Genomic DNA, 21,940 nt, shown 5'->3' on the forward strand with positions numbered 1-21,940 from the left:
CGACGGCCTCCGGAGCCCGGAGGCCGTCGGCGCCCTGCTACGACCTCCCAGCCCCGGAAGGTCCGCCGGGCACGGTGGTCGAACGCCGGACGAGGGAATCGCCCCAGGCGCGGGCGCGGTCGAGTTCGCCCTCGCGGAGCGGGCCGTCGGCGTCCTCGACGACGAAGCCCTCGGGTTCGGCGACGACGTCGTAGCGGTGGTGGGCGAGCCGGCGGGCGATGCCCGGGGCAGCGCCACCGCTGCCCGCGGCGGAGCCCCGGGTGTCGAAGGCGGCGGCGTGCGTCCCGGGTCGGCTCTCCGGCAGCCGGTGGAACCAGGTCCGCAGGCCCGGTCCCGCGGCGGTTTCGCGTGCCTCGGCCGCGGCGTCCTCGCTGCCCTCCTTCCTGCCCTCGGCCGCGGCGGCCATCCGGCGGCTGAGGCCGGAGGACATGCCGCGCATGTGGGTGGGCCCGCCCACCACCAGGAGGTCCGCCGACCGGGTGAGGTCCGCGTCGGCCCTGGCCACCGGGAGGCAGTCCACGTCCGCTGCCGGGTCGGACGCGTGGACGCCCTCGGCAACGGCCTCGGCGATCTCGCGCGTGTTGCCGTACATGCTCTCGTACACGATCACGGTGTGCATGGCTCTCCCTTTCCGGTTCCCGCCGTTCGTCACCACCAGCCTGGTCGACGGGCGCGCCCGGGGCATGGGCCGTGCGGACCCGGTCTGCCGCCGAACAGCCCGCGGTGGTCGACCGCGCTTCCGCTCCGCCGACCCACCGCGCACCGCACACCACCCGCCACCCGGCGCCCACCGCGCACCGCCTGCCCACCGCGGAGCCCGGCCGGACACGTGCCCATCGGTCCCCCGAATGGTGCCGACCGGCCCATGCGCGGCGCCCGACGCACGGTGCACGCTGGAAGTGAGGCAGGAGCCCACCGACCGACCGGAGCGGTACGGCGGTGCACCGGGGCGTTCGCCGTACGAACCGGCCCGCACCGGAGCAGCCGCCCCGCCGACCGCGTCGCCCGCGGTGGATCCGAGCCCGACGGCCCGACGGCCCCACGGCCCCGTCGGCCCCGTCGGCCCCGTCGGCGCCCGGACCTCCTGCGCCGCAGGCCGCCGGCCACCGGCCGAAGGCGCTACCCCTGGAGACGGCCATGGCCATGACCCTCGCACTGGACGGAACGGCGCTGGAGAAGCTGATCTCCGCTGCGGTCGCCGCCCCCTCGATCCACAACAGCCAGCCCTGGCGCTTCCGGCTGCGGCCGGAGACCGCCACGCTGGAGGTCCGCGCCGCCCGTGAGCGCGCACTCCCCGCGGCCGACCCGCAGGGGCGGGCGATGCACATCTCCGTCGGCGCCGCGGTGCTGAACCTGCGCGTCGCAGCCCGGCACCTCGGGTGGGAACCGCGGGTGCGGCTGCTGCCGGACCCCGGCGAGCCCGATCTGTTCGCGGCCGTCGGCCTGGACACGCCCGCCGCGGTCCGGCTGCCCGGCACCGAAGAACTCCACGAGGCCATCCGGCGCCGGCACTCCGTCCGCACCCCGTTCACCGGCGACCCGGTCCAGCCGTTCGTGCTCGACGAACTCGCGACGGCCGCCCGGGCCGAAGGCGCCGTGCTCCACGTCCCCGGCCCCGAGGAGACGGCCCGCCTGCTGGGGCTCACGGCCGAGGCCGAGCGCCGCAACACCACCGACGAGGCGCAGCGCACCGAGAGCCGCCGGTGGATCCGCACCGGGAACGTGCCGCCGTACGGCATTCCCGAGCGCGCGCTCGGCCCCCGGGACCGCACGGGCCACCTGCCGATGCGGGACTTCACCGCGCTCCACCCGGCCGAGCACCGGGCCTCCGCCACGTTCGAACGCCGTCCGTGCCTGGCGGTGCTCGCCACGGCGCGGGACCGGCCGGAGGACTGGCTGCGCGCGGGGCTGGCCCTGGAACACGTCCTGTTGGCCGCCACCGTGCGCGGTGTGCGGGCGTCCCTGCTGCACCAGGCGATGGAGTGGTCCCACCTGCGGTGGGCGGCCCGCGAGCCCCACGAGCGGCCCGAGCACGTGCAGATGCTCCTCAGGCTCGGCTACGGCCCCGAGGGCACGCCCACCCCGCGGATGGCCGTTCGGGACGTCCTGGAGGCGGACGGCCCCGTCGGCGGGTGAGGCGGACCTCATCGCGCCCTGCCGTCCACCCGGCCGGGGCCTGCCGGGTGGCCGGCGAGGAGTTCACGGCCGGGGAACCCCCTGGTGCCGGTTGCCGGGATGCCGGGGGTCCACCGTCATCAGGGCGCCGAGGACGGTCGCGGTGGTGAGGATGCCCTGGTGGTCGAGATGGACGGTGCCGGCGTCCGCCGCGTTCCACGGCTCGTGGACGGTCGGCGTGGTCAGCCGCAGGTGGGCCGAGGCGGGCCAGGAGCCGTCGCGGCCCTGCCCGTCGAGGAGGTCCCCGAGCGGCTCGTACGCTGCGGGGGTTCCCAGGGCGAGTCGGCAGCGCAGGAGGAGTGCGGTCTCGAAGGCGCCGTCGGGCACGTAGTGGCGCACCGCCTCGCGGGTCGGTTCGAGCGTCCGGTCCGCCGCCGGTCGACGGTCCGGGCGGGTGAGGAGGTCGAGGGACGACGCCGTCGGGTAGAGCGGCGTCAGCCACCAGTACGAACGCCACAAGCCGTGGTCACCGCGCCGTCCGAGGAGCCAGGAGGCCGCCCGGCCCACTCCCGTGCCCAGGCCCGCCACCGCTGTCGCGGTCACGTCGGCGGTCGGTGCGGCCCACGCCCCACCGGGGAGCGAGCCGGGTGGGTAGGTCGCGACCCCGCCGCCGGGGTGGCGGCACCGGCGGAGCACGGCCAGGGCCCCCGGCGGGACGGGCAGACCCCGCGCGCGCAGCGCCTGCACCGCCAGACCGGTCGAGTCCGCGTCGTCGTCGCAGGTTCCGTTGTAGCCCCAGCCTCCGCCCGGGGTACGCGCCGAGCTCAGCCACCCGAGCGCGGTGTCGGCGGGACTTCGTGACGGTCCGGCGGGGAGGCCCGACAGCTGGGCGAGGACGTAGGCCGTCACCCACGCGTCGGCGGTACCCACCGGCAGTGTGTAGTCGGTCCAACGACCCTGCTGCTGCGCCTGGTTCAGCCAACCGAGGCCGCGGCGAAGGGCGGCGGCCACGGCCGGGGCGGACGGCTGCCCGGCGCCCGCACGGCGCGCTCCGCCCCGGGGCCGGTCGATCCGGGACTCCGCCGCCGTGGTGGCCGGCGGCGGTTCGAGGTAGAGGTTGACGTGGTGCGCGCCGTCGGGTTCGTACCCGAGGCCGACGAAGCGGACGACATCACAGCGCTCCTCCGCCGGTGACGGTGCGCCCAGGGCGGTGAGGGTGGCGGCGGGCCCGGCGGGGTCCAGGCCGAGGCGGCCGAGCAGCCTGGCGGTGGCCCGCGCGACGGGTGCGTCGCCCGCGCTCCACCGGGTGACGGCGAGATCGGTCTTGAGCGTGAGGACACCGTCGGCGGGATGGGCCTCCAGGGTCAGGACGAACGCCCCGTCGGGGTAGACGGCCCGGTCCGGGTGCGGGAACGCGTCGAGCAGCTCGCGTACGGCCGGCAGGTGGGCCGTCGCGCCGAGGGCGGTGTACCAGCGCTGCAACCAGGCCGCGGTCACGCGCTCGGACCTGAAGTACGTCTTCACGCGACCCGGTTCGCCCGTGGGCGTGATGTCCACGGCGAGACCGACCGGCCACGACCCGGCCGATACCTGCGAGGACAGCTCGCACAGCCGCTCCAGGGCATGCTCCCGGCCGAGTGACCTGAGGACCAGGCCGACGCGCCGCCATCGGTCGAGTGGCCGGTCCCGGCAGAGGTTGAGGTAGGGCTTGAGTGCGACGGTGGATCCCGCCGCGCCCACTCCCGTCCACAGGGCGCTGCGCCAGTGCGCCGGAAAGTCCGTGGCGTCCGGCAGGACGGTGGGCAGGACGTCCCGTGCGAACCAGCGTGGGACGCCGGGCAGACCGAGAACGCGGCAGGCCCGGCCGAGCCGGTCCAGCGACATCTCCAGCCGTTCGTGCGCACCGGTCCCCGGGGTGCCGGACTCGCACAGGAACCGCACCGCCGCCGGTGGGCCCGCGGTGCTGAAGCAGGCCGACCACTGGAACGGGAGGCCGTTGGCGTTGATGCGGGACAGGCCCGGATAGGCGTCGGCGGTCGCACGGTCGAGGGACTCCCGGGTCAGGACGTCGAACACCGCTCCGAGCCGCTCGGCCGTGGCGTGCGGAAGGCGGGCAGCCGCGGCGAGTGACCGCAGCTGCCCGCAGACCAGGTGATCCAGCCGGGTCGTCGTGGGGGTCAGGACCGGCACGGCTCTCCTGTCACGGGGCGGGGATCCGCTCGATGATGGCGACGGAACCGTCGGCCCCGCTGATGCCCGAGGCACCGGTCGCGCCGGTGGCACCGGGGCTGCCCTGGGCACCGGCGTTGTTGCCGGTGCCGGGTTCTCCGCCCGTCCCACCGGCCCCGGCGCCGCCGCCGAGTCCGCCCGGACCGCCGGCGGAGGTTCCACTGACGGTTCCGGTCGTGATGGTGTTGGCCACGATGGTGATGTTGCCGCCGTCACCGCCGTCACCGCCCCGGCCGCCGTTGCCGCCGTTGCCGCCGTCGCCGCCGTCGCCGCCGTCACCGTCCGGGTCGCCGTCGTGCGCGGGCTCCCCTCCGCCGCCGCCGAAGCCGCCGTCACCGCCACGGCCGCCGTCACCGCCACGGCCGCCGCGCCCGCCGCCCGTGTTGACGTTGAAGCCGACGACGAAGTCGTCCACCTCCAGGACGATGTTGCTGCCGTTCCTTCCGGCGCCGCCGGCCGTGCCGTCGGCGCCGTTCACACCGTCGCCGCCGAGGCCGCCGTCGCCCGGTGGATCGCTGCCGACCCAATGGTCTACTCCGGCGTCACCGACCTGGCCGGTCGCGCCGAGGCCCCCGGCCGTCCCGGGAAATCCGTCGGCGCCGTCCGGGCCGCCGCTGTTGATGTCAGGCATGGTTCCGCAACCTCTCGTTGTACGTGTCCTTGTACGGGTACCGGACGAATCGGGTCGGCGCCGTCACGCGGGCGTGCCCTCGACCGAGACGGCGCTGATCTTCACGTTCCCCAGGCAGACGATGCGGCCGCGGCCGCGCATCCGGATGCGCCGGGCCACGAGTCCCTGTGTGCTGGCCGACAGGGTGAGCGTCGCTCCGTCCGCGATGTCGATGTCCCCGGCGGTGAAGATGTGAATGATCGGCCGCACGTCGGCGAGCCACCGGTCGATCGCCGGACGCCACTGCTTCAACGACACCGTGCTGGCCGCGTGGACGTATTCGCGGGCGGCCAGGTAGGCGAGCTTGCGCGCCTCGCCGCGAGCGATCGGATCCTTGACCTCCAGGTCCTCGGGCCGCAGCAGGCGCTTCGTCAGCTCGTCGGCGCGCGGTCGGAGGTGGTCCGCCCGGACGGCGTGGTCGGGTACGTTGACGGGGCCGAGCAGCTTGCGCACCTCGTCGATCGACCGTGGGCGCACCTGGCGGTAGCCGGCGGCGAACCGCGGCGAGTCCGGCGAGACCACGAGCCTCTCGTTCGCCTCCAGCCGGAGGTTCTGGGGTGGGGCGGTCGCGCCCTCGGGGTCGCCGGGTGACGCGTTGGTGGGTGATGTCATGAGGTCCTCCCTCGGAGTTCGCGGGCGCGGCCCGGGCCGGGGGTTCGGGGGTTCCGCTCCGGTCCGGGTCCGCCGCCGCCCCGCGGCGCGGCGCACGGGGGCCGCGCGTGTGGTCCGCCGACTGCGGCCACGGGGGATGCCGACGGCTTCCCGGGGGACTGTCCCCGCGGCCGGGCCGTGGCCACAGTCAGCTTGCACCGGTTCGCCTCGTCGCGCAGCGCCGGGCGGGCGGCGGAAGGAGCCACGGCGGTGTCGGCCGGTAGCGGCTCCGGCCGTGGGAACGCGCCCCACCGCGGGTGCCCGTCCACCTCCGGGACGCGGCCGCACCCGGGCCGCCGGCGCTGCTCCTCACGGATGACGCACGGACGGACCGGGCACGGCCGGGGGCGGCGCGGCCGAGGACGGCGCCGGGTCAGGACGGCGTGTCGGGCAGGGGTCCCCGTCGCCCGCGGAGGTCCGTCAGGCCGACGTGGGGCCTGCCCCGTCCGCCGTCCGCGGACGGGGCAGGCACTCGCCCGGTCGGGGCACGCCGAGGGGGCCGGGTGGCCGCACCGGTACCGGCGGGCAGCGTGTCGGCGGCCCCGCGTCCGGCAGCCGACTTCTCCTCCTCCACGACCAGCGGGTGCTCCCGTGCCCACGTATCGGCGCGGACACCTGTGACCAGCCAGCTCACCCGCTGCCCGGAACGGCCGCCGGCGACGTCGAAGCTGTTGTCGCCGATCTCCCGGCTGATGTGCAGTTCGGGCGCCGGGGCCCCGAGCGCGGTGAGCTGGTAGCGGAAGTCCTCGTTCAACGCCTCGAACCAGTCGGGCAGTTCGACCGTGGCCCGGCCCTCGTCGTCGAGCGTGACCGTGCCGTCGTAGACGTTCTTGCGCTCCGGCGACTCCACGGAGCAGTGCGCAAGCGTGCGGTGCACGGGATCGAGAGGGTGGTCGATGCGGAACTGGCAGGCCGCCTTGTTGATGCTGCCGGACACCTCGACGTCGCCGATGAAGTCGGCGGCCAGGGGGACACCGATGGCGAACAGGCCGAGGTCCCCCACGCCGACCACGCCGATGGGCCCCGGAGGGACGGCGAGGCCGAGCTCGAACGCGTTGTCCCCGCTGGAGCCCCACACCCCGGCGAGCGCGCCGCTGCTTCCGGTCACCCCCACACCCTCCAGGCTTCGGCCCGACATCCCGGGTCCGTTCGCGGAGAAGCCCTCGACACCGGTGCCCTCGCTGACGATTCCGAGAACCCCGGTACCGATGGAGAAGAAGCCCTCGTCATCGGCGGATTCGTCGCTCGTCCCCACCACTCCCGTCGCGCCCCGGCCGCCCTGCCCCTCGACGCCGACGCTCATCCCGCTCGCGCCGGTCAACCCGGGGCCGTGAACGCTCGTCCCGGCGACCCCCGGCCCCTCGTTGCCCGTTCCGGTCACCCCGGCGGACGCCATCCCGCCCCGCCCGTCCACCCCGGGGCCTTCCCCACCCGTTCCGGACACTCCCGGCCCCTGCGCACTCGTCCCTGAAACGCCCGGCCCCGTACCACTCGTACCGGACACACCGGGGCCCGCCGCGCCCGTCCCCGAGACACCCGGCCCCGTACCACTCGTACCGGACACACCGGGACCGGCCGCACCCGCCCCCGACACCCCGGGGGACGACGCCCCGCCCCGCCCCTGGACACCCGGGCCCTGGTCGCCCTGCCCCGCGATCCCGGGCCCCTGCGCACTCGTCCCCGCAACGCCCGGCCCCTTCTCGGCCCGGCCGGACACGCCTGCCGCGTCGCCGCCGCCCCGGCCGGAGACGCCCGTGCCCCGGCGGCAGACGCCGTGCACGCCGATGCCCTGGGCGGCGATGTTCACGCCCACCACGCCCGCCCCGCCCGGGATCTCGCCGTCACCGGCGGGCAGGCCGCTGCATCCCAGCACCCCCGGACCGACGTTGCTGTCGCCGAACACCCCGAACCTGATCGGCGGGCTCTCCTGCCCGGGGTCGAAACCACTGGCCTCGTCCTGTGACTGCGGCGGCTTGATCGGCACCGCCCTCACCTCCAACTCATCCGGGGGGCTGCGACCCGGGTCGCCCGGGGTGACGCAGGGCGGTCAGCCCGCGCTCGGGCGGCTGGCCGTGGGCCTCGGGAGTGAGGTAGTAGCCGCACTCCTCCGGTGCCTTCTCCTCCTCCTCGACCAGCGGGTTGGCCTCCGCCCACGGGTCCCGGCGCACTCCGGTGACCTGCCAGCACACCTCCGCCCCCGGCACACCGCCGCGGATCTCGAAGCTGCCGCCGCCCTCATGGCGGACCACGTGCAGCCCTGGCGCCTCCCGGTCGAGCGCGGTCAGCTGGTAGCAGAGCCGGCCGTTGAGGGCGGCGAACCACGCGGGAAGCGTGACGGTCGCCGCGCCGGCCCCGTCGAGGGCGACCGTGCCGTCGTAGACGTTCTTGCGCTCCGGCGACTCCACGAAGGAGTGCGCGAGGGTGCGGTTGGCCGGGTCGAGCGGGTGGTCGATCCGGAAGCCGCCCCCGGCCTTGTTCAGCTGACCGGTGATGGTGACCGACCCGACGAACTCGGCCGCGCTGCCCTCACCGACGGCGATCAGACCGGTGCCGCCGGACGCGAACACGCCGACGCCGCGCCTCTCGCCGCCATCGGCCACGGTGCCGATACCCGACACCCCCGTGCCGGCTCCGTGGCCCGCGACCCCGACGTCCCGGCGGCTCAGCCCGACCACTCCCTGGCCCTCGTCGGCGTTCCCCTGCACCGCGGCCGCGCTGGAGGCGATCCCCTGCACCGCGGGCTGGTCGTTCTCGCTGCGGCCCAGCACGCCGGGCCCGTGCGCGCTGGTGCCGCTCACCCCCGGCCCGGCGAACCCGGCGCCCTGGAGCCCCGGGAAGCCTGCGGCTCCACGCCCGATCACTCCGGGGCCCTGGTCGCTCGTGCCCATCACCCCCGGGCCGGCCGCGCCCCTGCCACGGACACCGGGCGCCGGGCCCGCCCCGTGGCCCTCCACCCCCGGTCCCCCGCCGCTGACCCCCAGCAGCCCCGGCCCGTCGGCGCTCTGGCCCTCCACCCCGGGGCCGGTACCGCCCGTACCCCGCACGCCGGGCTCGTTGCCACCGCCCCTGCCGCTGACCCCCGCCCCGCTCCCGCTCCGCCCCGACACGCCGGGGCCCAGTCCGCTCGCCCCGGAGACGCCGGGCCCGATGTCGGCGGTACCGGCCACGCCCGGCAGTCCCTGACCGCCGCGGCCGGAGACACCCGTTCCCTGGGGGCAGACCCCGTGGACGCCGATCCCCCGCTCGGCCTTGTTCACGCCCAGGACGCCCGCGCCGCTCTCGATCGCACCGTCGGGGCCGTCACCGGCGGCCCTGCCGCTGCTCCCCAACACCCCCGGACCGACATCGCTGTCCCCGAACACCCCGAACCTGATCGGCGGATCCGCCAGGCCCGGGTCGAAGCCACTCGGCACATCCTGCGACTGCGGCGGTTTGATCGGCACCGCCCTCACCTCCAACTCGTCGTACCGAGCGCCGCGTTCACTGCTCCGGGCGCGGCGCCGCGGCGAGGCCTCGCTCGGGCGGCTCGCCGCGCTCCCCCGGGTGGAGGAAGAAGCCGCGTTCGGCGGGGGACTTCTCCTCCTCGGTCTCCAGCGGGTTCCCCTTCGCCCAGACGTCCGCCCGGACACCGGTGACCTGCCAGCTGACCCGCTGTCCGGGACCGCCACCGGCGATCTCGAAGCTGCGCCCGCCGATCTCCCGGGCGATGTGCAGATCCGGTGCCGGCGCGCCGATCGCGGTGAGCTGGTAGCGGAAGTCCGCGTTCAACGCCTCGAACCAGTCGGGCAGTTCGACCGTGGTCCGGCCCTGTCCGTCGAGCGTGACCGTGCCGTCGTAGACGTTCTTGCGCTCCGGCGACTCGACGAAGGAGTGGGCGAGGAAGCGGTTCTCCGGGTCGAGCGGGTGGTCGATCCGGAAGCCGCCGCCGCCCTTGGTCAACACGCCCGTCACATGGACGTTCCCGTTGAACTGCCCCGCCACGGGCCGTCCGGTGGCCATGATCCCCACCGGCCCGCCGGTGATGACCCCCACCGTCCGGAAGCTGGAGGCCACCACGCCGGCGCCACGGACGCCGACGCCCTCGATGGCCGGCGGCGGGGTGGCGGGCGGAATCACGATGCCCAGCAGGACGTCGCCCGGATCACCGAGGTCGTCGACACCGAACGGGGTCAGCAGGAGCCCGCTGCGCGCCGACACGGCCGTACCCGTGCTGCTGACGGCCCGCACCGCCGCGCCGCTGCCGCTCGTCGCCGCCACCGCGCTGCCGCTCTGGCTGGTCGCGCCCACCCCCGCCCCCTGGACGCTGTGGCCCGTCACCCCGGCGCCCGTGGTGCTGACGCCGGAGACACCGGCGGCGCGGGTACTGCTGCCGGCCACGCCCGGACCTGCCGTCCCGGAACCGGCCACCCCCGGTTCGGCGCCCCCACCGACCCCGGACACTCCGGTCCCGTGCTCGCTGACGCCCACCACGCCCGGACCGTCCACGGCTGCGCCGGCGACACCCGGGTGGGCACCGCCGCCCCGGCCGGAGACGCCGTTCCCCCGTGCGGCGAGGCCGCGCACCCCGGTGCCGCCCTCCGCGACGCTCACGCCGAGGACGCCCGCCCCGCCCTGCGGGCCGCTCGGGGCCGGCTCCCCGGTGCTGCCGATGACGCCCGGACCGACGCCGCTGTCGCCCCAGACCCCGAACCTGAGCAGCGGAGTCTCCTGCCCCGGGTCGAAGCCACTGGGGACGTCCTGTGATTCAGGCGGTTCGACGGGCATCGTCTCGTCCTCTCTCTCACCAGCGGTCCCGGCCCCTACTGTTCGCCCTCCGTGGTCCGCACCACCGTCTCCGGGTCGCGCGCCGCGGCGATCGACCGCTCGGGCGGCTCCCCGAAGGCCTCGGGGTAGAGGAAGAGGCCGCATTCCTCCGGTGCCTTCTCCTCCTCCCCGCCGACCGGGTTGGCCCGGGCCCAGGCGTCGCGGCGGACACCGGTGACCTGCCAGCACACCTCCAGGCCCGCGTCGCCGCCCGCGATCGAGAAGCTGTTGTCGGCCAGCTTCCGACTCACGTGCAGTTCGGGCGCCGCCGCCCCCACGGGCGTCAGCTGGTACCGAACGGACTCGTTGAGCGCCTCGAACCACTCCGGCAGGCTCACCTCCGCCCGGCCGTCGGCGTCCAGGGTCACCACACCGTCGTAGACGTTCTTCATCTCCGGCGACTCCACGAAGGAGTGGGAGAGGAAGCGGTTCTCCGGGTCCAGCGGGTGATCGATCCGGAACCCGCCACCGCCCTTGCTGAGGCTTCCGGTGATGACGACGTTGCCCACGATCCGCGCGCCGAGGGTGCTGCCCTGGGCGACGAGTCCTGTCACGCCTTCCGCCCTGACCCCGATGCCGTTCAGACTCATACCGTGGACGCCTGCGCCGTGGAAGCTCGCGCCCATCACCGCCGGGCCGGTGTTGGGCGCGAACCCGAACCCGAAATCCTCGGTGTCGGAGTGGCCGTTGCGGCCGAGCACGGCGAGGCCGTCGAAGCTGGTGGCGAAGATCCCGGTGCCGGCGCCCGGGGTGCTGGCGAGCATCCCACTTCCCGTCTGGCTGGTGGCGCTGACGCCGGGCCCGCTCGTACTGGCCCCGATCACGCCCGGCCCGGCGCCGCCGCTGCTGCCGGAGACTCCGGCGTCCTGCGCGCTGGTGCCGCGCAGCCCGGGACCGGTCTGACTCTGCCCGGACACCCCCGGACCAGCCGTGCCCGTACCCGACACACCCGCGGAGGAACCACCGCCGGTACCCGAGGCGCCGACACCCTGGGTACTCCTGCCCAGCAGCCCGGGACCGGTCTCGCTCTGCCCGGACACCCCCGGACCACCGGAACCCGACCCCGCCACACCGGCGGAGGAACCACCGCCGAAGCCCTCCATGCCGACGCCGTTCCTACTGACCCCCGCGACGCCGGGGCCCGAGTCGCTGTTGCCCAGCACCCCGGTGCCCTCGTGGTCGGTCCCGCTCACCCCGGCCTCGTCGACGTTGGTGCTCACGCCTCTGACGCCCGTCCCCCGCTCGCTCACGCCCTCCACCCCCGGGCCGCTCTCCCCGGCCCCGGACACGCCGGCCGCGAAGCCCGCACCCCGGCCCAGCACGCCCACCCCCTGGCCGCTGGCGCCCGACACCCCGGGCCCCTTCGCGCTCGTGCCGGACACCCCCGGCCCGGCCGTCGCCTTTCCCGACACACCCGGGTTGTCGCCGCCGCCCCTCCCCGAGACCCCGGTGCCCTGGCCGCAGAAGCCGTGGACACCGATGCCCTGGGCGGCGACGTTGACGCCCAGGACGCCCGCCCCCCGCTCGATGGCGCCGTCGGAGCCGGGCCCCGTGGTGGCCCGGGTGGCACTACTGCCGAGGAGACCCGGTCCGTCCCCGTTGGAGCCGTGCACGCCGAAGTTGATCTGCGGGGTCTCCTGCCCCGGGTCGAAGGTGCTGGAGGAGTCTGCCTGGGTCTGCGGAGGTCCGAGAGACATCTCGCCACCCCGTTCGCTGATTGTCGGATGATCACCGGTACGTGATCTGGAAGCAGGAGAGTTTGACGGACTCCCCGTTGGACGCCGCCCCGCTGAGGTCCGCGGTGATGAAGTAGCGGTGCGTCTTGTTGGTGACGACCGCGGCCACCGGCACCGGGGTCGAGGCGTTCAGGGCGGTGACCCTGACGAGGTCCTCCGCCCCGGCCCCGGAGAAGTCCTTCCGGCGCAGGGTCACGGTGATGAGGCCGGTGTCGTTCGGCGGCCTGGTGCCGAGTACCAGGAGCGACCTGAGCTCGACCCCCTCCGGGAGGACGACGTTCATGATGCCGTGGGCCTCCGTGGCGTCCGCCACCTTCTGTGCCTGGTCGGTGGCCACCACCCAGGGTGTGGGGGGCGGCGCCGCACCGCTCGCGGGTACCCGGGTCGGGGTGAGGGTGGGCACCAGGGAGAGGAAGGACTCCTGCGGGGCCAGCGACCGGATCAGCGGGTTGAGGTGCCCGTCCGCGAGGGTCTTGAACTCGTCCTCCAGGTTGTGGAAGCGGATGTTGATGCCCTTCTCCCCGCCCGCCTGGACCCGGTCCTCGTTGTCGATCCAGTCGGTGTGGGAGAACTTGGGGACGTATTCGTCGGTCATCGTTCGTCGTCCTTGTCCGGTCGGAGGAATCGGGCGGGGGATCGGGAGGGGAGCTCGTTCGAGCGGTGGTAGGTCGGGAAGGTGTAGGCCGGAAGCACGTCGGTGTCGGCCTCCTCGCCCGACAGCTCCCGGACGTGCGCGCGCAGCCGTTCGGTACGGAACTCCACGCCGATCGGGTGGAACCAGTTGAGGATGTTCAGCACCAGGTCGTAGCGGTCCTTGCTGAGGACGACCCGGTCGTCCCCGTCGCGGGCCCCCGCGAGCCGGACCTCGCACTGGTAGGGCCGCAGCCCGTCACCCGGGAGGTAGCTCGCCCGGACCGGAACGGTGCCGGGCGCCCGGCCCTCGACCCTGGTGACCGGGTCGGTGGGCGAGGCGACCGCCGCCCGGCCGGGTGACGACGGGCCGACCGACCAGGAGAGCGCCCGTTTGCCGCCGGGGCCCAGCACCTGGCGGGACACCAGCCGCGGTGGCCTGGGTGGGGACTGTCCCAGGGGCGCCGGGTCGGCGAGCAGCACGCCTGCCCCGCCCTGCGGGGCGGCCAGCAGGCACGGCGCGTACGGCGCGGCGGCCGGGCCGACGGCGAGGGCGCGGCAGTCGCCACCGGGATCGAGGGCCCGGGGCAGCAGGGTGTCGGTGGTCGTGTCGATCACGTGGACGCGCCCGGCCGCCGAGTCCGAGCCCGCGGTCGCCACGTACAGGTGTCGGCCGGTGGGGGCGGCACGCAGGGTCAGCGGGACGGTGGTGGGCGGGAAGCCGCCGATGGTGGCGCTCGGCGTGGTCGCGCCGGCCGGGTAGACCTGGACGGACACGGTGCCGCCGCCCGTGCCGGTGCTGCGGCGGGCCACGTACAGCTTGGTCCCGTCCGGGGTGAAGGCCGCGCCCAGGGTCTCGGTGCCCGTTCCCGTGCTGATGACGGGGCCCTGCTGCTGCAGGTCGGCCCGGGAGAGCCGGCAGAACCGGCCGCCGTCGAGCAGGACGGCGAGGACGGGGGCACTCGCGCTGACGGCGAGCCCGCGCGGCGCGGCCGGGAGCGTCGCGGTACTGGGAGCCGGCGGCTGGACCTGCGGGTCGTAGGCGCGCAGCGTCCCGTCACCCGCGTACGCGACGTAGAGCCGCGTGCCGTCGGTGCCCAGGGCGACGGGGCGGGGCCCGACGAGGGCGGGAGCGGTGGGGGCGAGGGTGACCGGGTCGAGCACCGAGACGGACCCGCCGGGCCCGTGCGCCACGTACAGCCGGCCGCCGACCAGGGCGAGTGGTCCCGGGAAGGGGGTGACCGGGGTGGAGCCGGCGAAGGTGAGCCCGGGGAAGTCACCGGGGCGACCGGCCGCCACGGTGAAGGTCGCGATGCGGTGGCTGCCGGGTTCGGAGAGGTGGAAGCGGGCGCCGTCGGGGGTGAAGCAGGCGTCGACGGGCGAGGCGTGCGGCTCGGCGGCGACCGTCGCGCTCTCGCCGACGGCGAGTTCGGCGGGGCCGCGCACCTCGATCGGCTCTCCCGCGGCGACCGCGACCTCGATGACGCGCCCTGTCGGCGGGTCCGGCCGGGCGACCTTCACGTAGTCGAACCCGGCGTCGAAGGCCAGCACGGCCAGTTCGCCGGCGGGCAGTTCGGTGTGCCGCAGTTCCAGCGCCCGGCCCTGGGCACGCAGGCCGGCCGCGTCGGGGGCGAAGCCGGCCGCCACCACGAGGCGGCCGTTCGCGGGAAGGAGGTCGAGCAGCCGGTCCAGGGCGCGGGAGGTGACGCTCTGCATCCTGCGGTGGGCCGGGTCCTCGCCGTAGTCCACGGTGCGGCGGGTGCCGGTCAGATCATCGGTGCGGACCAGCAGGTTGGCGGGTTCGAAGTCCTCCGTGCGCGGCCCGGCGGCCTGTTCCTCGGTGACTCCGGTCCGGCCGGAGCGGTCGATCGACCCGCCGGGGGCGAACTCGTCGGCGGCGGGGCTGATCCGCAGGGCGAGGCTGCCGCCGCGGACGTGGCCGGCGCGGGCGACCTCCACCTGGACGGTCACGTCCCCGGCGGCCACGGCGGTCAGTACGGCCGGGACGCCCTGGCCGACGGTGGCCTCGCCCGGGCCGGAGCGGGTGACGGACCAGCGGACGCCGGCGCCGGCGAGCCGGGCCGGGCTCGGTTCGAGGCCGAGGGGCACGGAGTCGCGCACCCGCACCCGCCGGCCGGGCGGGCCGGCCAGGATGCGGAACGCCGGGCCGGGTGGCTGGGCCGCGTGCACCAGGCCCTCGTGGGCGTGCCGGACCCAGCCGAAGCCGGCGGCGTGGGCGTGCACGGCGAGTTCGCCGGCGGGCAGGGCGGTGTGGCGCAGGAGCAGCGCCCGTCCGACCCGGTGCACGTCGGTGGCGGCCGGGTCGTGGGCGCGCAGGACGTGCAGTGTCCCGGGCAGGCCGACGAGGCGGTCGAGCAGGGCGTCCAGGGCGTCTCTGACACCGATGTGCATCAGCACGCCGCCGGGGTCCGGGCCGAGGTCGAGGCCGGCCCGGCCCTCGTGGTGGCAGAGCCAGCCCGGGTCGAAGTCGGGTTCGTCCTCGGCGGTGCCGACGGTCTCGGCCTCCGTGGCGCGCTGGTCGCCGTCGGCCGTGATGCTCTGGCCCCGGCCGAGCGGGCGCGGCAGGATCCGCAGCTCCAGGGTGCCCGTGTGGGGCCGCCCGGCGGTCTCGTCGAGCTCGATGCCCGGCTGGGCCTCCCCGTCGGGGCCGGGGCGATTGAGTGCCCGGCGCAGGGAGTCGGCCGTGGGCACCAGCCAGCGCTGGAAGAGCTCCAGCCGCATCCGGTAGTGCCGGTCGCTCTCGCCCGTGACGGGGTCGAAGCCCGCGCGGGCGGTGCGGGAGATCCGGACCTCCTCCAGCAGGCCGGTGAATCCGGCCCCGGTCGTCCCGGTGGGCGTCTCCTCCCGTCCGAGGCCGAGGACGACGGGCCGGTCGTTGGTGAGCGCGCCGAGCCGGTCCAGTCGTCGTCGGGCGACCTCGACGCCGTCGAGGTGCAGGCGGACCGAGGCCGGCCGGGGCTCGTCCGCTGCTCCCGGGAGGTGGCGCAGACGTTCGACCACGGCGGCCACGTGGTGGAAGGGGCCGTCGCCGAGGTCGCGGTCGGCGAAGAGGTCGACCGTGCGACCGGCGTCGTCGGCGAGGGAGAGCCTCAGGTTCCGGTCGACGCCGCGGAAGCGTCCGACGGTGAGTGACCAGCCGGGCGAGGCCGCGGAGTCGAGCAGCGCACGCTTGGCGATGACGGCCCCGGCCTCGCTGCCGGGGCCGCTGCGCGTGCCGATTGCGGGCACGGTCCGGGCGGGCCGGACGACGGCCTCGACGGTGAGCGAGGTGTCCGGGCCGGTGTCGAACGCCGGGTCGGGGTCGATCGTGACACTGCTCGTCCCGGTGAACTCGAAGGCCGCCGAGAACCGGCCGGTCCGCCCGGCGAGCGCGCCCTCGTTGCGCCCGTGGTGGGGGGTGGCGCCGAACCGCGCGGCCGCGTCGGCGACCTCCGTGACCCCGGTGCCGGGCGCGGCCGTGTCGTCGAGGTGGTAGAGCGCGACGGTCCGCCCGTCCCAGGTGTGCGGCCGGGGCGGGAAGCGGGGCGCACCGAGGTCCCGGCCGATCAGGTCGAGGCTGGCCCCGTGGGCGCGGTGGGCGTAGCGCTGGGCGGACACCTCGGCCAGGCGGCGGGTGAGGTCCTCGTAGTCGGAGCCGATCACCCAGAGGAGTTTGGCGAGGTTGCCGAGGAGGACGGTGGCCTCCCAGTCCGCCGCCGCCTGCGGGGCCGGGCGGAGGGGCCTGATCCTCGTCAGCCGTACCCGGTGGGTGAGACCGGCGCCGCCGGGCGGTTCCACCACCGTGGCCTGCCCGGCCGGCCAGCCGGCCGGGAAGCGGACCGTCACGTGCTGCTCGTCCGACCCGGGCGGGCGGGTGAAGAGGACCTCCACGACGAGCGGTTCGGTAGTGGCGTCGCGGGGAGCGAGCAGGAGGCGGGGGGAGTCCGGCAGCCGGTTCCAGCGGCGCTGGTAGGCCTGGAAGCCGGAGTCGTACACGGCGTGCAGGGTCCCGTCCCGGTTCGTGCGGAGGGCTACGGTGAGGCGCTCCGCACCCCGGTCGTAGGCCGGGGTGAGGCCGCCGCACATGATGTCGAGGAACTCCGCGGTCATTGGACTGCCACCTGGATGTCGATGAGCGGGCTGTCGAGCGCGAACCGGGCGATCTCGTCGGGTGCCAGCCGCAGGTTCTCGCCGACGGACAGTTCCTCGGCGCTCCCGAAGTCGGCCCCGCCGAAGCCGATGTCGGCGAAGGCGGGGGCGCCGCGGCGCAGTCGCAGGTTCTGGACGTCGACCACGCCGGCGGTGGAGCGCACGGTGAGCACGAGGTCGGAGTGCAGGACGCCCCGGCCCATCCGCAGCCGGTCCACCCCGGCGGTGACGGCGGCGAGGATCTCGCCCCGGATGGCGTCCGGGTCGTGCCCGGCCTGGACGACGAGGGTGGCGCGGATGCCGACGTCGACCTGGTTGGCGGGTTTGATGTTCGGGAAGACCGAGACCGGCCGCCATTGCCGGACGGCCTCGACCACGGCGTCGTGGACGGGCGGGATGCCGCCGTCCTCGCGTTGCCAGGGCCAGCCGGGTTCGACGGCCACGACCACGTCGAAGTAGTACGGCGATCCGGTGGGCCGCCCGGCGGAGAAGGCCCGCTGGCCGAAGCGGTAGGTGCCGAAGCGGCTGCGGGAGGCGTCGACGCCGCCGAGCGGGTCGAAGATCGCCGCGTCGCGCACGCCGGGGATGTCCAGGATCTGTGCCAGGACGGCGTCCTGCGTCCACAGGGTGCGTGGCACGCCGAGCAGGCGGGCCCGGTAGACGTCGTCGGGTTCGAGGAGTTCGCCGCCGCCGATCGCCTCGGGGCAGGTGACGGTGATCTCCGCGGGCCCCAGGTTGAGGTGGGCCCGGGCCCAGAGGGGCTCCAGCCGCAGCTCCCGGCCGGCCGGGACGTTGCCCGCCAGGCCGCGCGGGACGGCCCGGACGGCGACCGTGGCGGGGGGTGCGTCGGCGGTCAGCCGGACGGCCGTGGTGGTCCGCAGCGTGGTCCTGGGCGTGTCCTCGGTGGCCGGGGCTTCGAGGATGGTGCCCTGCGGCAGGACGAGCGGGCGCCCGGGGTCGAGGCCGGTGAGGGTCATCGTGACCGTGCCGGCGGCCTGGAGCCGGCGCCGCTCCAGGCCGAGGTCGGTGCCGAGCAGGTCGAGGCTCGGGCCCTGGGCGGTGGTGGCGAAGTTGGCGTAGTACTGGTCCTCCAGGCCGCGCCAGAGCTCGTGCACGTGGACGGCGGCGGCGTCCAGCACCTTGCGCAGGGCGCTGCCGGAGGTGAGGTCGACGTCGCTGCCGAACATGGCCCGGGCGCGGGCCTGTTGGTCGGCGACGATGCGGTCGATGCCCTTGATCACGAAGCCGTCCGCGGTGACGCCGAACCCGTCGGTCGGGGCGCGGTCGGTCGAGGATTGGTCAGTCAAGGCGTCCTCCCGACTCAAGGGTCAGCGTGGAGCCGGCGACGGTTTCGAGGATGACGTAGACGGTGTAGGCGCGACGGGCCCGGGTGACCCCGACGATCCGCTCGCGGGCCGCGTCGTCCAGCGCCGGACGGAGCTCGAAGAAGCGCGGGTCGTCCTCGAAGAAGACCTCCCGTACGTCGGTGACGCGGCGGTCGGCGCTCAGGCAGCGGACCAGCTGCATCTTGATGTACTCCTTGCGCGCGTGGACGCCGAGCGCGTACCGGCCCACCGCGAGGCGGTCGAAGCCGAAGCCGGTGTTGAGCCGGTCGCTGCCGAGCTGGGTCTCGACGGTGAGGACGAGGGCCTGGGCGAGCGCGTCCAGGCCCTCGACCATGGCCGGGCCGCCGGTCAGTTCGTCGATGACCAGGTCGCCGGCGTCGGCCCGGAGGCTGCGGCCGAGGCTGGGGGTGCCGGGCTCGGGCGGGCCCGACAGGACGGGCGGGCGGAAGTCGGGGACACCGGGCAGTTCGGTGCCGGGCACGAGGGTCCCGAGGTCGGTCATCAGCTCGCCTCCAGGACGGTCTGGCCGGGGTCGGCGACACTCCAGGTGCCGGGTCCCAGGCCGCTCGCGGTGGTGCCGGTCGCGCTCGCGAGGAGCGCCGGCCGGCCGCCGACGGTGAGCTTGGCGGCCAGTCCGGCGGGGGACGCCGGCCCGACGAGGACGCACGGCTGGGGTGCGCCGGTGGCCGGCTGCTTCGCCGGACAGGGCGTGACCATGCCGGGGGCGGGGACCTCGGTCGCCCCGAAGGTGAAGCCCGCCTCCGCGCCGCCGAGGAGCACGCCGCGGCCCTGCACGGTGACCTTCTGGTCGCCGCCGAGGAGCTTGGTCTGCCCGCCGTGCGAGCAGAGGAGGGTCGCACCCTCCACGAGGACGAGTGCCATCAGCTGATCGCCACCTTCCCGTTCCCGACGGTGAGGCTGACCTGGCCGTCGGTGAGGGTCACGCTCTCGCCCCGGGCGGACGTGACCGTGACGCCCCCGTTCTTGTCGATCCGCACCTCGGCGCCCTTGGCGGACGTGACCGTGACGCCCCCGTTCTCGTCGATCCGCACCTCGGTGCCCGAGGCGTGGCTGAGCAGGAACTCCTCCGCCGGGCCCTCGGTGGGCCGTTCTCCGACGTCGGAGCAGTTCTTCCGGCCGACCGACAGCTTGAGTCCGATCGCCTCCACGACCCGGCGGCCGTCGGCTCCGGTGAGGTCGTTCGCGCCCTTCCCCGTCGGGCGGGGGGTGCCCGGTGCGAGTTCGGTGGGCAGGCAGAGCCACCAGTCGCCGGCCCGCGACCTCGGGCGGTCCATCGCCGGTTCGTTGGCCCACAGGAAGCCGGTGACGACGGTGTCCTCACGCTCGTCGCGGACCTCGTTGAGCAGGGCGCGCATGCCCTCGTAGACCGGGACGGACAGGCCGACCTTGTGCCACGCGAACGCCGAGGCCAACGGCTTGTCGCCGAGCGTCGGACCGCCGGGGACGACGGACAGGTCGACGCTGGGCGAGACCGGCGCGACCATGTCCTCGGCCTGGCCCTGCCCGTAGCGCAGGCTCGCCACCCGCTCGTCGGGCTTGGCACCGCTCACGTCGCCGACGTCGACCGACGGCGCGAGCTTGTGCTCGTCGCGGATCTTGCTGGCGATGGCCTCGACGATCGCCAGCGGGCCGGCCTTGCGGGCGGCCTCGGTGTTGCACCGGTTGCCGCCCTTCTCCTGGAAGGCGGCCGCCCGTCCGGTGCAGACGTAGCCGGCGCTGGTGGAGAAGGAATGGGTGAGCTCAAGGATCCGGAACCCCTCCAGCGGGTTCTCGTAGCCCTGGACGCTCGCCGCCACCCGCTGCCCGGCCCGCAGCTCGGGCAGGCCGAGCACGGTGAAGTCGAAGGCCGACACCGAGGAGCGTTCCGGCAGGTCGGAGACCACCCGCTGTTTGCCGGTGGCACCGACCTGGATCGGCTGGAACTCGGCCAGCCGGGCGGTGGTCATGCCCCGGGGTGCGAGCAGGCTGTCCTCGCCGCTGATCAGGGCGAGGACGGCCGCCGGGTTGGGCACCACGGGCAGGCCCGACGAGGGCGGGTAGGTGACGGCGGTGCCGAACTGCACCTTGCCGTCCTGGACGAGGAGTTCGGCGTCGTACTGGCGGGCGAGCTCCTCCAGCAGGCCGAAGGCGTTCGGCGCGTCGACGTTGATACTGGGGCGCTGCGGCTCGGTCGGGGTCGCCTTCTCGGCCAGCTCCACCTCGGCGGCCTTGACGATGCGGGCGGCGACCTTCGCGGGGGTGGTGTCCTCCTCGACGGCCCTGGCCATCTCGGGTCTGGCGCCCCGGTCGTCGACCTTGCGGGTGGTGATCAGCTTGAAGGAGGCCTCCTCGTAACCGCTCAGGCGCACGCCGAGGGGCGGGAGCCGCTTGGAGACGGTCATCGAGTCCACCCGGCCCGTGAGGACGGCCTTGCGGGAGCCGGACGATTCGAGGTAGCCGAGCGTGATGGTGATCTCGGTACCGCCCTTCCGTTCGCCCCGCTCCCCGGAGAGCTCGCTGCCGAGCGCCCGCTGGGCCGACAGCGGCAGGGCGGCGAAGTGGAGGTCGAACCGGCCCGGCTGCCCCAGGCCGTACTTGACGGTGATCTCGGCGTCGCTGAGTGCCGCCTCGCTGGCGATGTTGTTGGACACCTTCAGCTTGAGCTTCGGGAACTCGACCTGGTACCAGAGGATCACGCCCATCGCAGCGCCACCCCGATCACGATCCGGCTGCCGAAGTGGCCGCGCCCGTTGAGGTTGCCGCGGGCCAGCCTGGCCTCCAGCAGGCGGATCGCCAGCCGGTCGGCGTGGTGGACGAGTTCGGGCTCCGCCACCAGCTTGCGCAGGAACAGCACCCGGGGCCCGTCCGGGCCGGGGCCGACCACTCGCAGGACGAGGTAGCCGGGCGGGGCGGTCGCCTCGCTGATCCGGCCCGGTGCGGCCAGGTCGTAGACGGTCTCCGGCGGGTCGTCCGCGCCGGCGTGCATCGCGGCGTAGAGCCCGAAGTCGTAGCCGACGCCGCCGATCGGGCAGCTGAACGCCTGGGGCAGGCCCTCGTCGGGCTCGACGGGCAGTCGACGGAAGTCGAGCGCGCTCACAGCGAGCCTCCCAACTGGCGTCCCACCGGCACCATGCCGCTCACGCTGGGTGCCGCCGTCAGCCCGGCGGCCAGCAACAGGTCCATGGCCTCGCCGAGGGCGGCGGTGATGCTGGAGCGCGGGACGTGCTCCAGCGTGATGCTGACGTCGATGGCGTCGCGCTTCTGGTTGGACTGGGTGAACTTCAGGCTGGTGATCTGCATGTCGAGGCTGATGGTCATCCCCCAGACCACCGGGAGACCGGCGAGGTTCATCAGGGGGGCGGCGGCCGGCGCCAGGACCCGCGAGGTCAGGGCCATCGCCTCCAGGCCCTTCTTGTAGACCAGCCGGCTCTGCCCCACCAGCACCGCCTCGACCGAGATCGTCCGGACCGTCGGCGACACCAGCTGGGCCAGCTTGCTGCCGGCGATCCGGGCGACCTGGTACCCCTCGTTGAGGGTCAGGCTGGTGACCGTGAACAGCGGCACCGCCCCGATCAGGACGGGAATGTTCACACCGGTGACCATGACAGGGG

General features: G+C 75.1%; 17 protein-coding genes. 1 reads left to right on the forward strand and 16 read right to left on the reverse strand.

The window, feature by feature from the left end; all coding sequences use genetic code 11:
• Positions 1–37: 37 nt before the first annotated feature.
• Complete coding sequence (locus ACWGB8_RS15880) at positions 38–619, reverse strand: flavodoxin family protein (RefSeq protein WP_452214036.1); 582 nt, start codon at positions 617–619, stop codon at positions 38–40.
• A 518-nt stretch (positions 620–1,137) separates the two neighbouring features.
• On the opposite strand from ACWGB8_RS15880, the gene ACWGB8_RS15885 reads away from it, so the two are divergent.
• The gene (locus ACWGB8_RS15885; protein ID WP_452214038.1) at positions 1,138–2,136 is read left to right on the forward strand and encodes an Acg family FMN-binding oxidoreductase; all 999 of its coding nucleotides are present in this window, start codon (positions 1,138–1,140) and stop codon (positions 2,134–2,136) included.
• A 63-nt stretch (positions 2,137–2,199) separates the two neighbouring features.
• Here the strand turns inward: ACWGB8_RS15885 and ACWGB8_RS15890 are convergent, their stop codons facing one another.
• From ACWGB8_RS15890 to ACWGB8_RS15960, 15 genes are all read right to left on the reverse strand, one after another.
• Positions 2,200–4,305 carry a hypothetical protein gene (locus tag ACWGB8_RS15890; protein WP_452214040.1) on the reverse strand — a complete coding sequence of 702 codons (2,106 nt, stop codon included), beginning with the start codon at positions 4,303–4,305 and terminating at the stop codon, positions 2,200–2,202.
• Between the two features lie 10 nt (positions 4,306–4,315).
• Positions 4,316–4,975, reverse strand: a complete 660-nt coding sequence (locus tag ACWGB8_RS15895; RefSeq protein WP_452214042.1) for a hypothetical protein — start codon at positions 4,973–4,975, stop codon at positions 4,316–4,318.
• 63 nt (positions 4,976–5,038) lie between these two features.
• Complete coding sequence (locus tag ACWGB8_RS15900) at positions 5,039–5,626, reverse strand: hypothetical protein (protein WP_452214044.1); 588 nt, start codon at positions 5,624–5,626, stop codon at positions 5,039–5,041.
• Positions 5,627–6,038: 412 nt separating this feature from the next.
• Entirely contained in the window at positions 6,039–6,986 is a 948-nt protein-coding gene (locus ACWGB8_RS15905) for a hypothetical protein (protein ID WP_452214046.1), read from the reverse strand.
• Positions 6,987–7,665: 679 nt separating this feature from the next.
• Entirely contained in the window at positions 7,666–9,108 is a 1,443-nt protein-coding gene (locus ACWGB8_RS15910; protein ID WP_452214048.1) for a hypothetical protein, read from the reverse strand.
• Between the two features lie 37 nt (positions 9,109–9,145).
• Entirely contained in the window at positions 9,146–10,429 is a 1,284-nt protein-coding gene (locus ACWGB8_RS15915; RefSeq protein ID WP_452214050.1) for a hypothetical protein, read from the reverse strand.
• 35 nt (positions 10,430–10,464) lie between these two features.
• Positions 10,465–12,165, reverse strand: a complete 1,701-nt coding sequence (locus ACWGB8_RS15920; protein WP_452214052.1) for a hypothetical protein — start codon at positions 12,163–12,165, stop codon at positions 10,465–10,467.
• A 31-nt stretch (positions 12,166–12,196) separates the two neighbouring features.
• Positions 12,197–12,799, reverse strand: coding sequence for a hypothetical protein (locus tag ACWGB8_RS15925; RefSeq protein ID WP_452214054.1), 603 nt, complete (start codon positions 12,797–12,799; stop codon positions 12,197–12,199).
• Positions 12,796–16,944, reverse strand: coding sequence for a LamG-like jellyroll fold domain-containing protein (locus ACWGB8_RS15930; protein WP_452214055.1), 4,149 nt, complete (start codon positions 16,942–16,944; stop codon positions 12,796–12,798). Before ACWGB8_RS15930 ends, ACWGB8_RS15925 begins: the two co-directional genes overlap by 4 nt.
• Positions 16,941–18,290, reverse strand: a complete 1,350-nt coding sequence (locus ACWGB8_RS15935; protein WP_452214057.1) for a baseplate J/gp47 family protein — start codon at positions 18,288–18,290, stop codon at positions 16,941–16,943. The genes ACWGB8_RS15930 and ACWGB8_RS15935 overlap by 4 nt, the downstream gene beginning before the upstream one ends.
• Entirely contained in the window at positions 18,283–18,831 is a 549-nt protein-coding gene (locus tag ACWGB8_RS15940) for a hypothetical protein (RefSeq protein WP_452214059.1), read from the reverse strand. Before ACWGB8_RS15940 ends, ACWGB8_RS15935 begins: the two co-directional genes overlap by 8 nt.
• Positions 18,831–19,211, reverse strand: a complete 381-nt coding sequence (locus ACWGB8_RS15945; protein ID WP_452214060.1) for a hypothetical protein — start codon at positions 19,209–19,211, stop codon at positions 18,831–18,833. Before ACWGB8_RS15945 ends, ACWGB8_RS15940 begins: the two co-directional genes overlap by 1 nt.
• Positions 19,211–21,031: a hypothetical protein gene (locus ACWGB8_RS15950; RefSeq protein WP_452214061.1), complete on the reverse strand. Its 1,821-nt coding sequence runs from the start codon at positions 21,029–21,031 to the stop codon at positions 19,211–19,213. The genes ACWGB8_RS15945 and ACWGB8_RS15950 overlap by 1 nt, the downstream gene beginning before the upstream one ends.
• Positions 21,022–21,426 carry a hypothetical protein gene (locus tag ACWGB8_RS15955; RefSeq protein ID WP_452214063.1) on the reverse strand — a complete coding sequence of 135 codons (405 nt, stop codon included), beginning with the start codon at positions 21,424–21,426 and terminating at the stop codon, positions 21,022–21,024. Before ACWGB8_RS15955 ends, ACWGB8_RS15950 begins: the two co-directional genes overlap by 10 nt.
• Entirely contained in the window at positions 21,423–21,920 is a 498-nt protein-coding gene (locus tag ACWGB8_RS15960; RefSeq protein ID WP_452214065.1) for a hypothetical protein, read from the reverse strand. The genes ACWGB8_RS15955 and ACWGB8_RS15960 overlap by 4 nt, the downstream gene beginning before the upstream one ends.
• Positions 21,921–21,940 lie beyond the last annotated feature (20 nt).

It is taken from the genome of Kitasatospora sp. NPDC054939 (genome assembly GCF_053610105.1).

Coding starts and splice junctions, on each gene's coding strand:
- ACWGB8_RS15880 (WP_452214036.1), bottom strand. CDS start 619: ATGCACACCGTGATCGTGTACGAGAGCATGTACGGCAACACGCGCGAG.
- ACWGB8_RS15885 (WP_452214038.1), top strand. CDS start 1,138: ATGGCCATGACCCTCGCACTGGACGGAACGGCGCTGGAGAAGCTGATC.
- ACWGB8_RS15895 (WP_452214042.1), bottom strand. CDS start 4,975: ATGCCTGACATCAACAGCGGCGGCCCGGACGGCGCCGACGGATTTCCC.
- ACWGB8_RS15900 (WP_452214044.1), bottom strand. CDS start 5,626: ATGACATCACCCACCAACGCGTCACCCGGCGACCCCGAGGGCGCGACC.
- ACWGB8_RS15915 (WP_452214050.1), bottom strand. CDS start 10,429: ATGCCCGTCGAACCGCCTGAATCACAGGACGTCCCCAGTGGCTTCGAC.
- ACWGB8_RS15920 (WP_452214052.1), bottom strand. CDS start 12,165: ATGTCTCTCGGACCTCCGCAGACCCAGGCAGACTCCTCCAGCACCTTC.
- ACWGB8_RS15925 (WP_452214054.1), bottom strand. CDS start 12,799: ATGACCGACGAATACGTCCCCAAGTTCTCCCACACCGACTGGATCGAC.
- ACWGB8_RS15930 (WP_452214055.1), bottom strand. CDS start 16,944: ATGACCGCGGAGTTCCTCGACATCATGTGCGGCGGCCTCACCCCGGCC.
- ACWGB8_RS15940 (WP_452214059.1), bottom strand. CDS start 18,831: ATGACCGACCTCGGGACCCTCGTGCCCGGCACCGAACTGCCCGGTGTC.
- ACWGB8_RS15945 (WP_452214060.1), bottom strand. CDS start 19,211: ATGGCACTCGTCCTCGTGGAGGGTGCGACCCTCCTCTGCTCGCACGGC.
- ACWGB8_RS15950 (WP_452214061.1), bottom strand. CDS start 21,031: ATGGGCGTGATCCTCTGGTACCAGGTCGAGTTCCCGAAGCTCAAGCTG.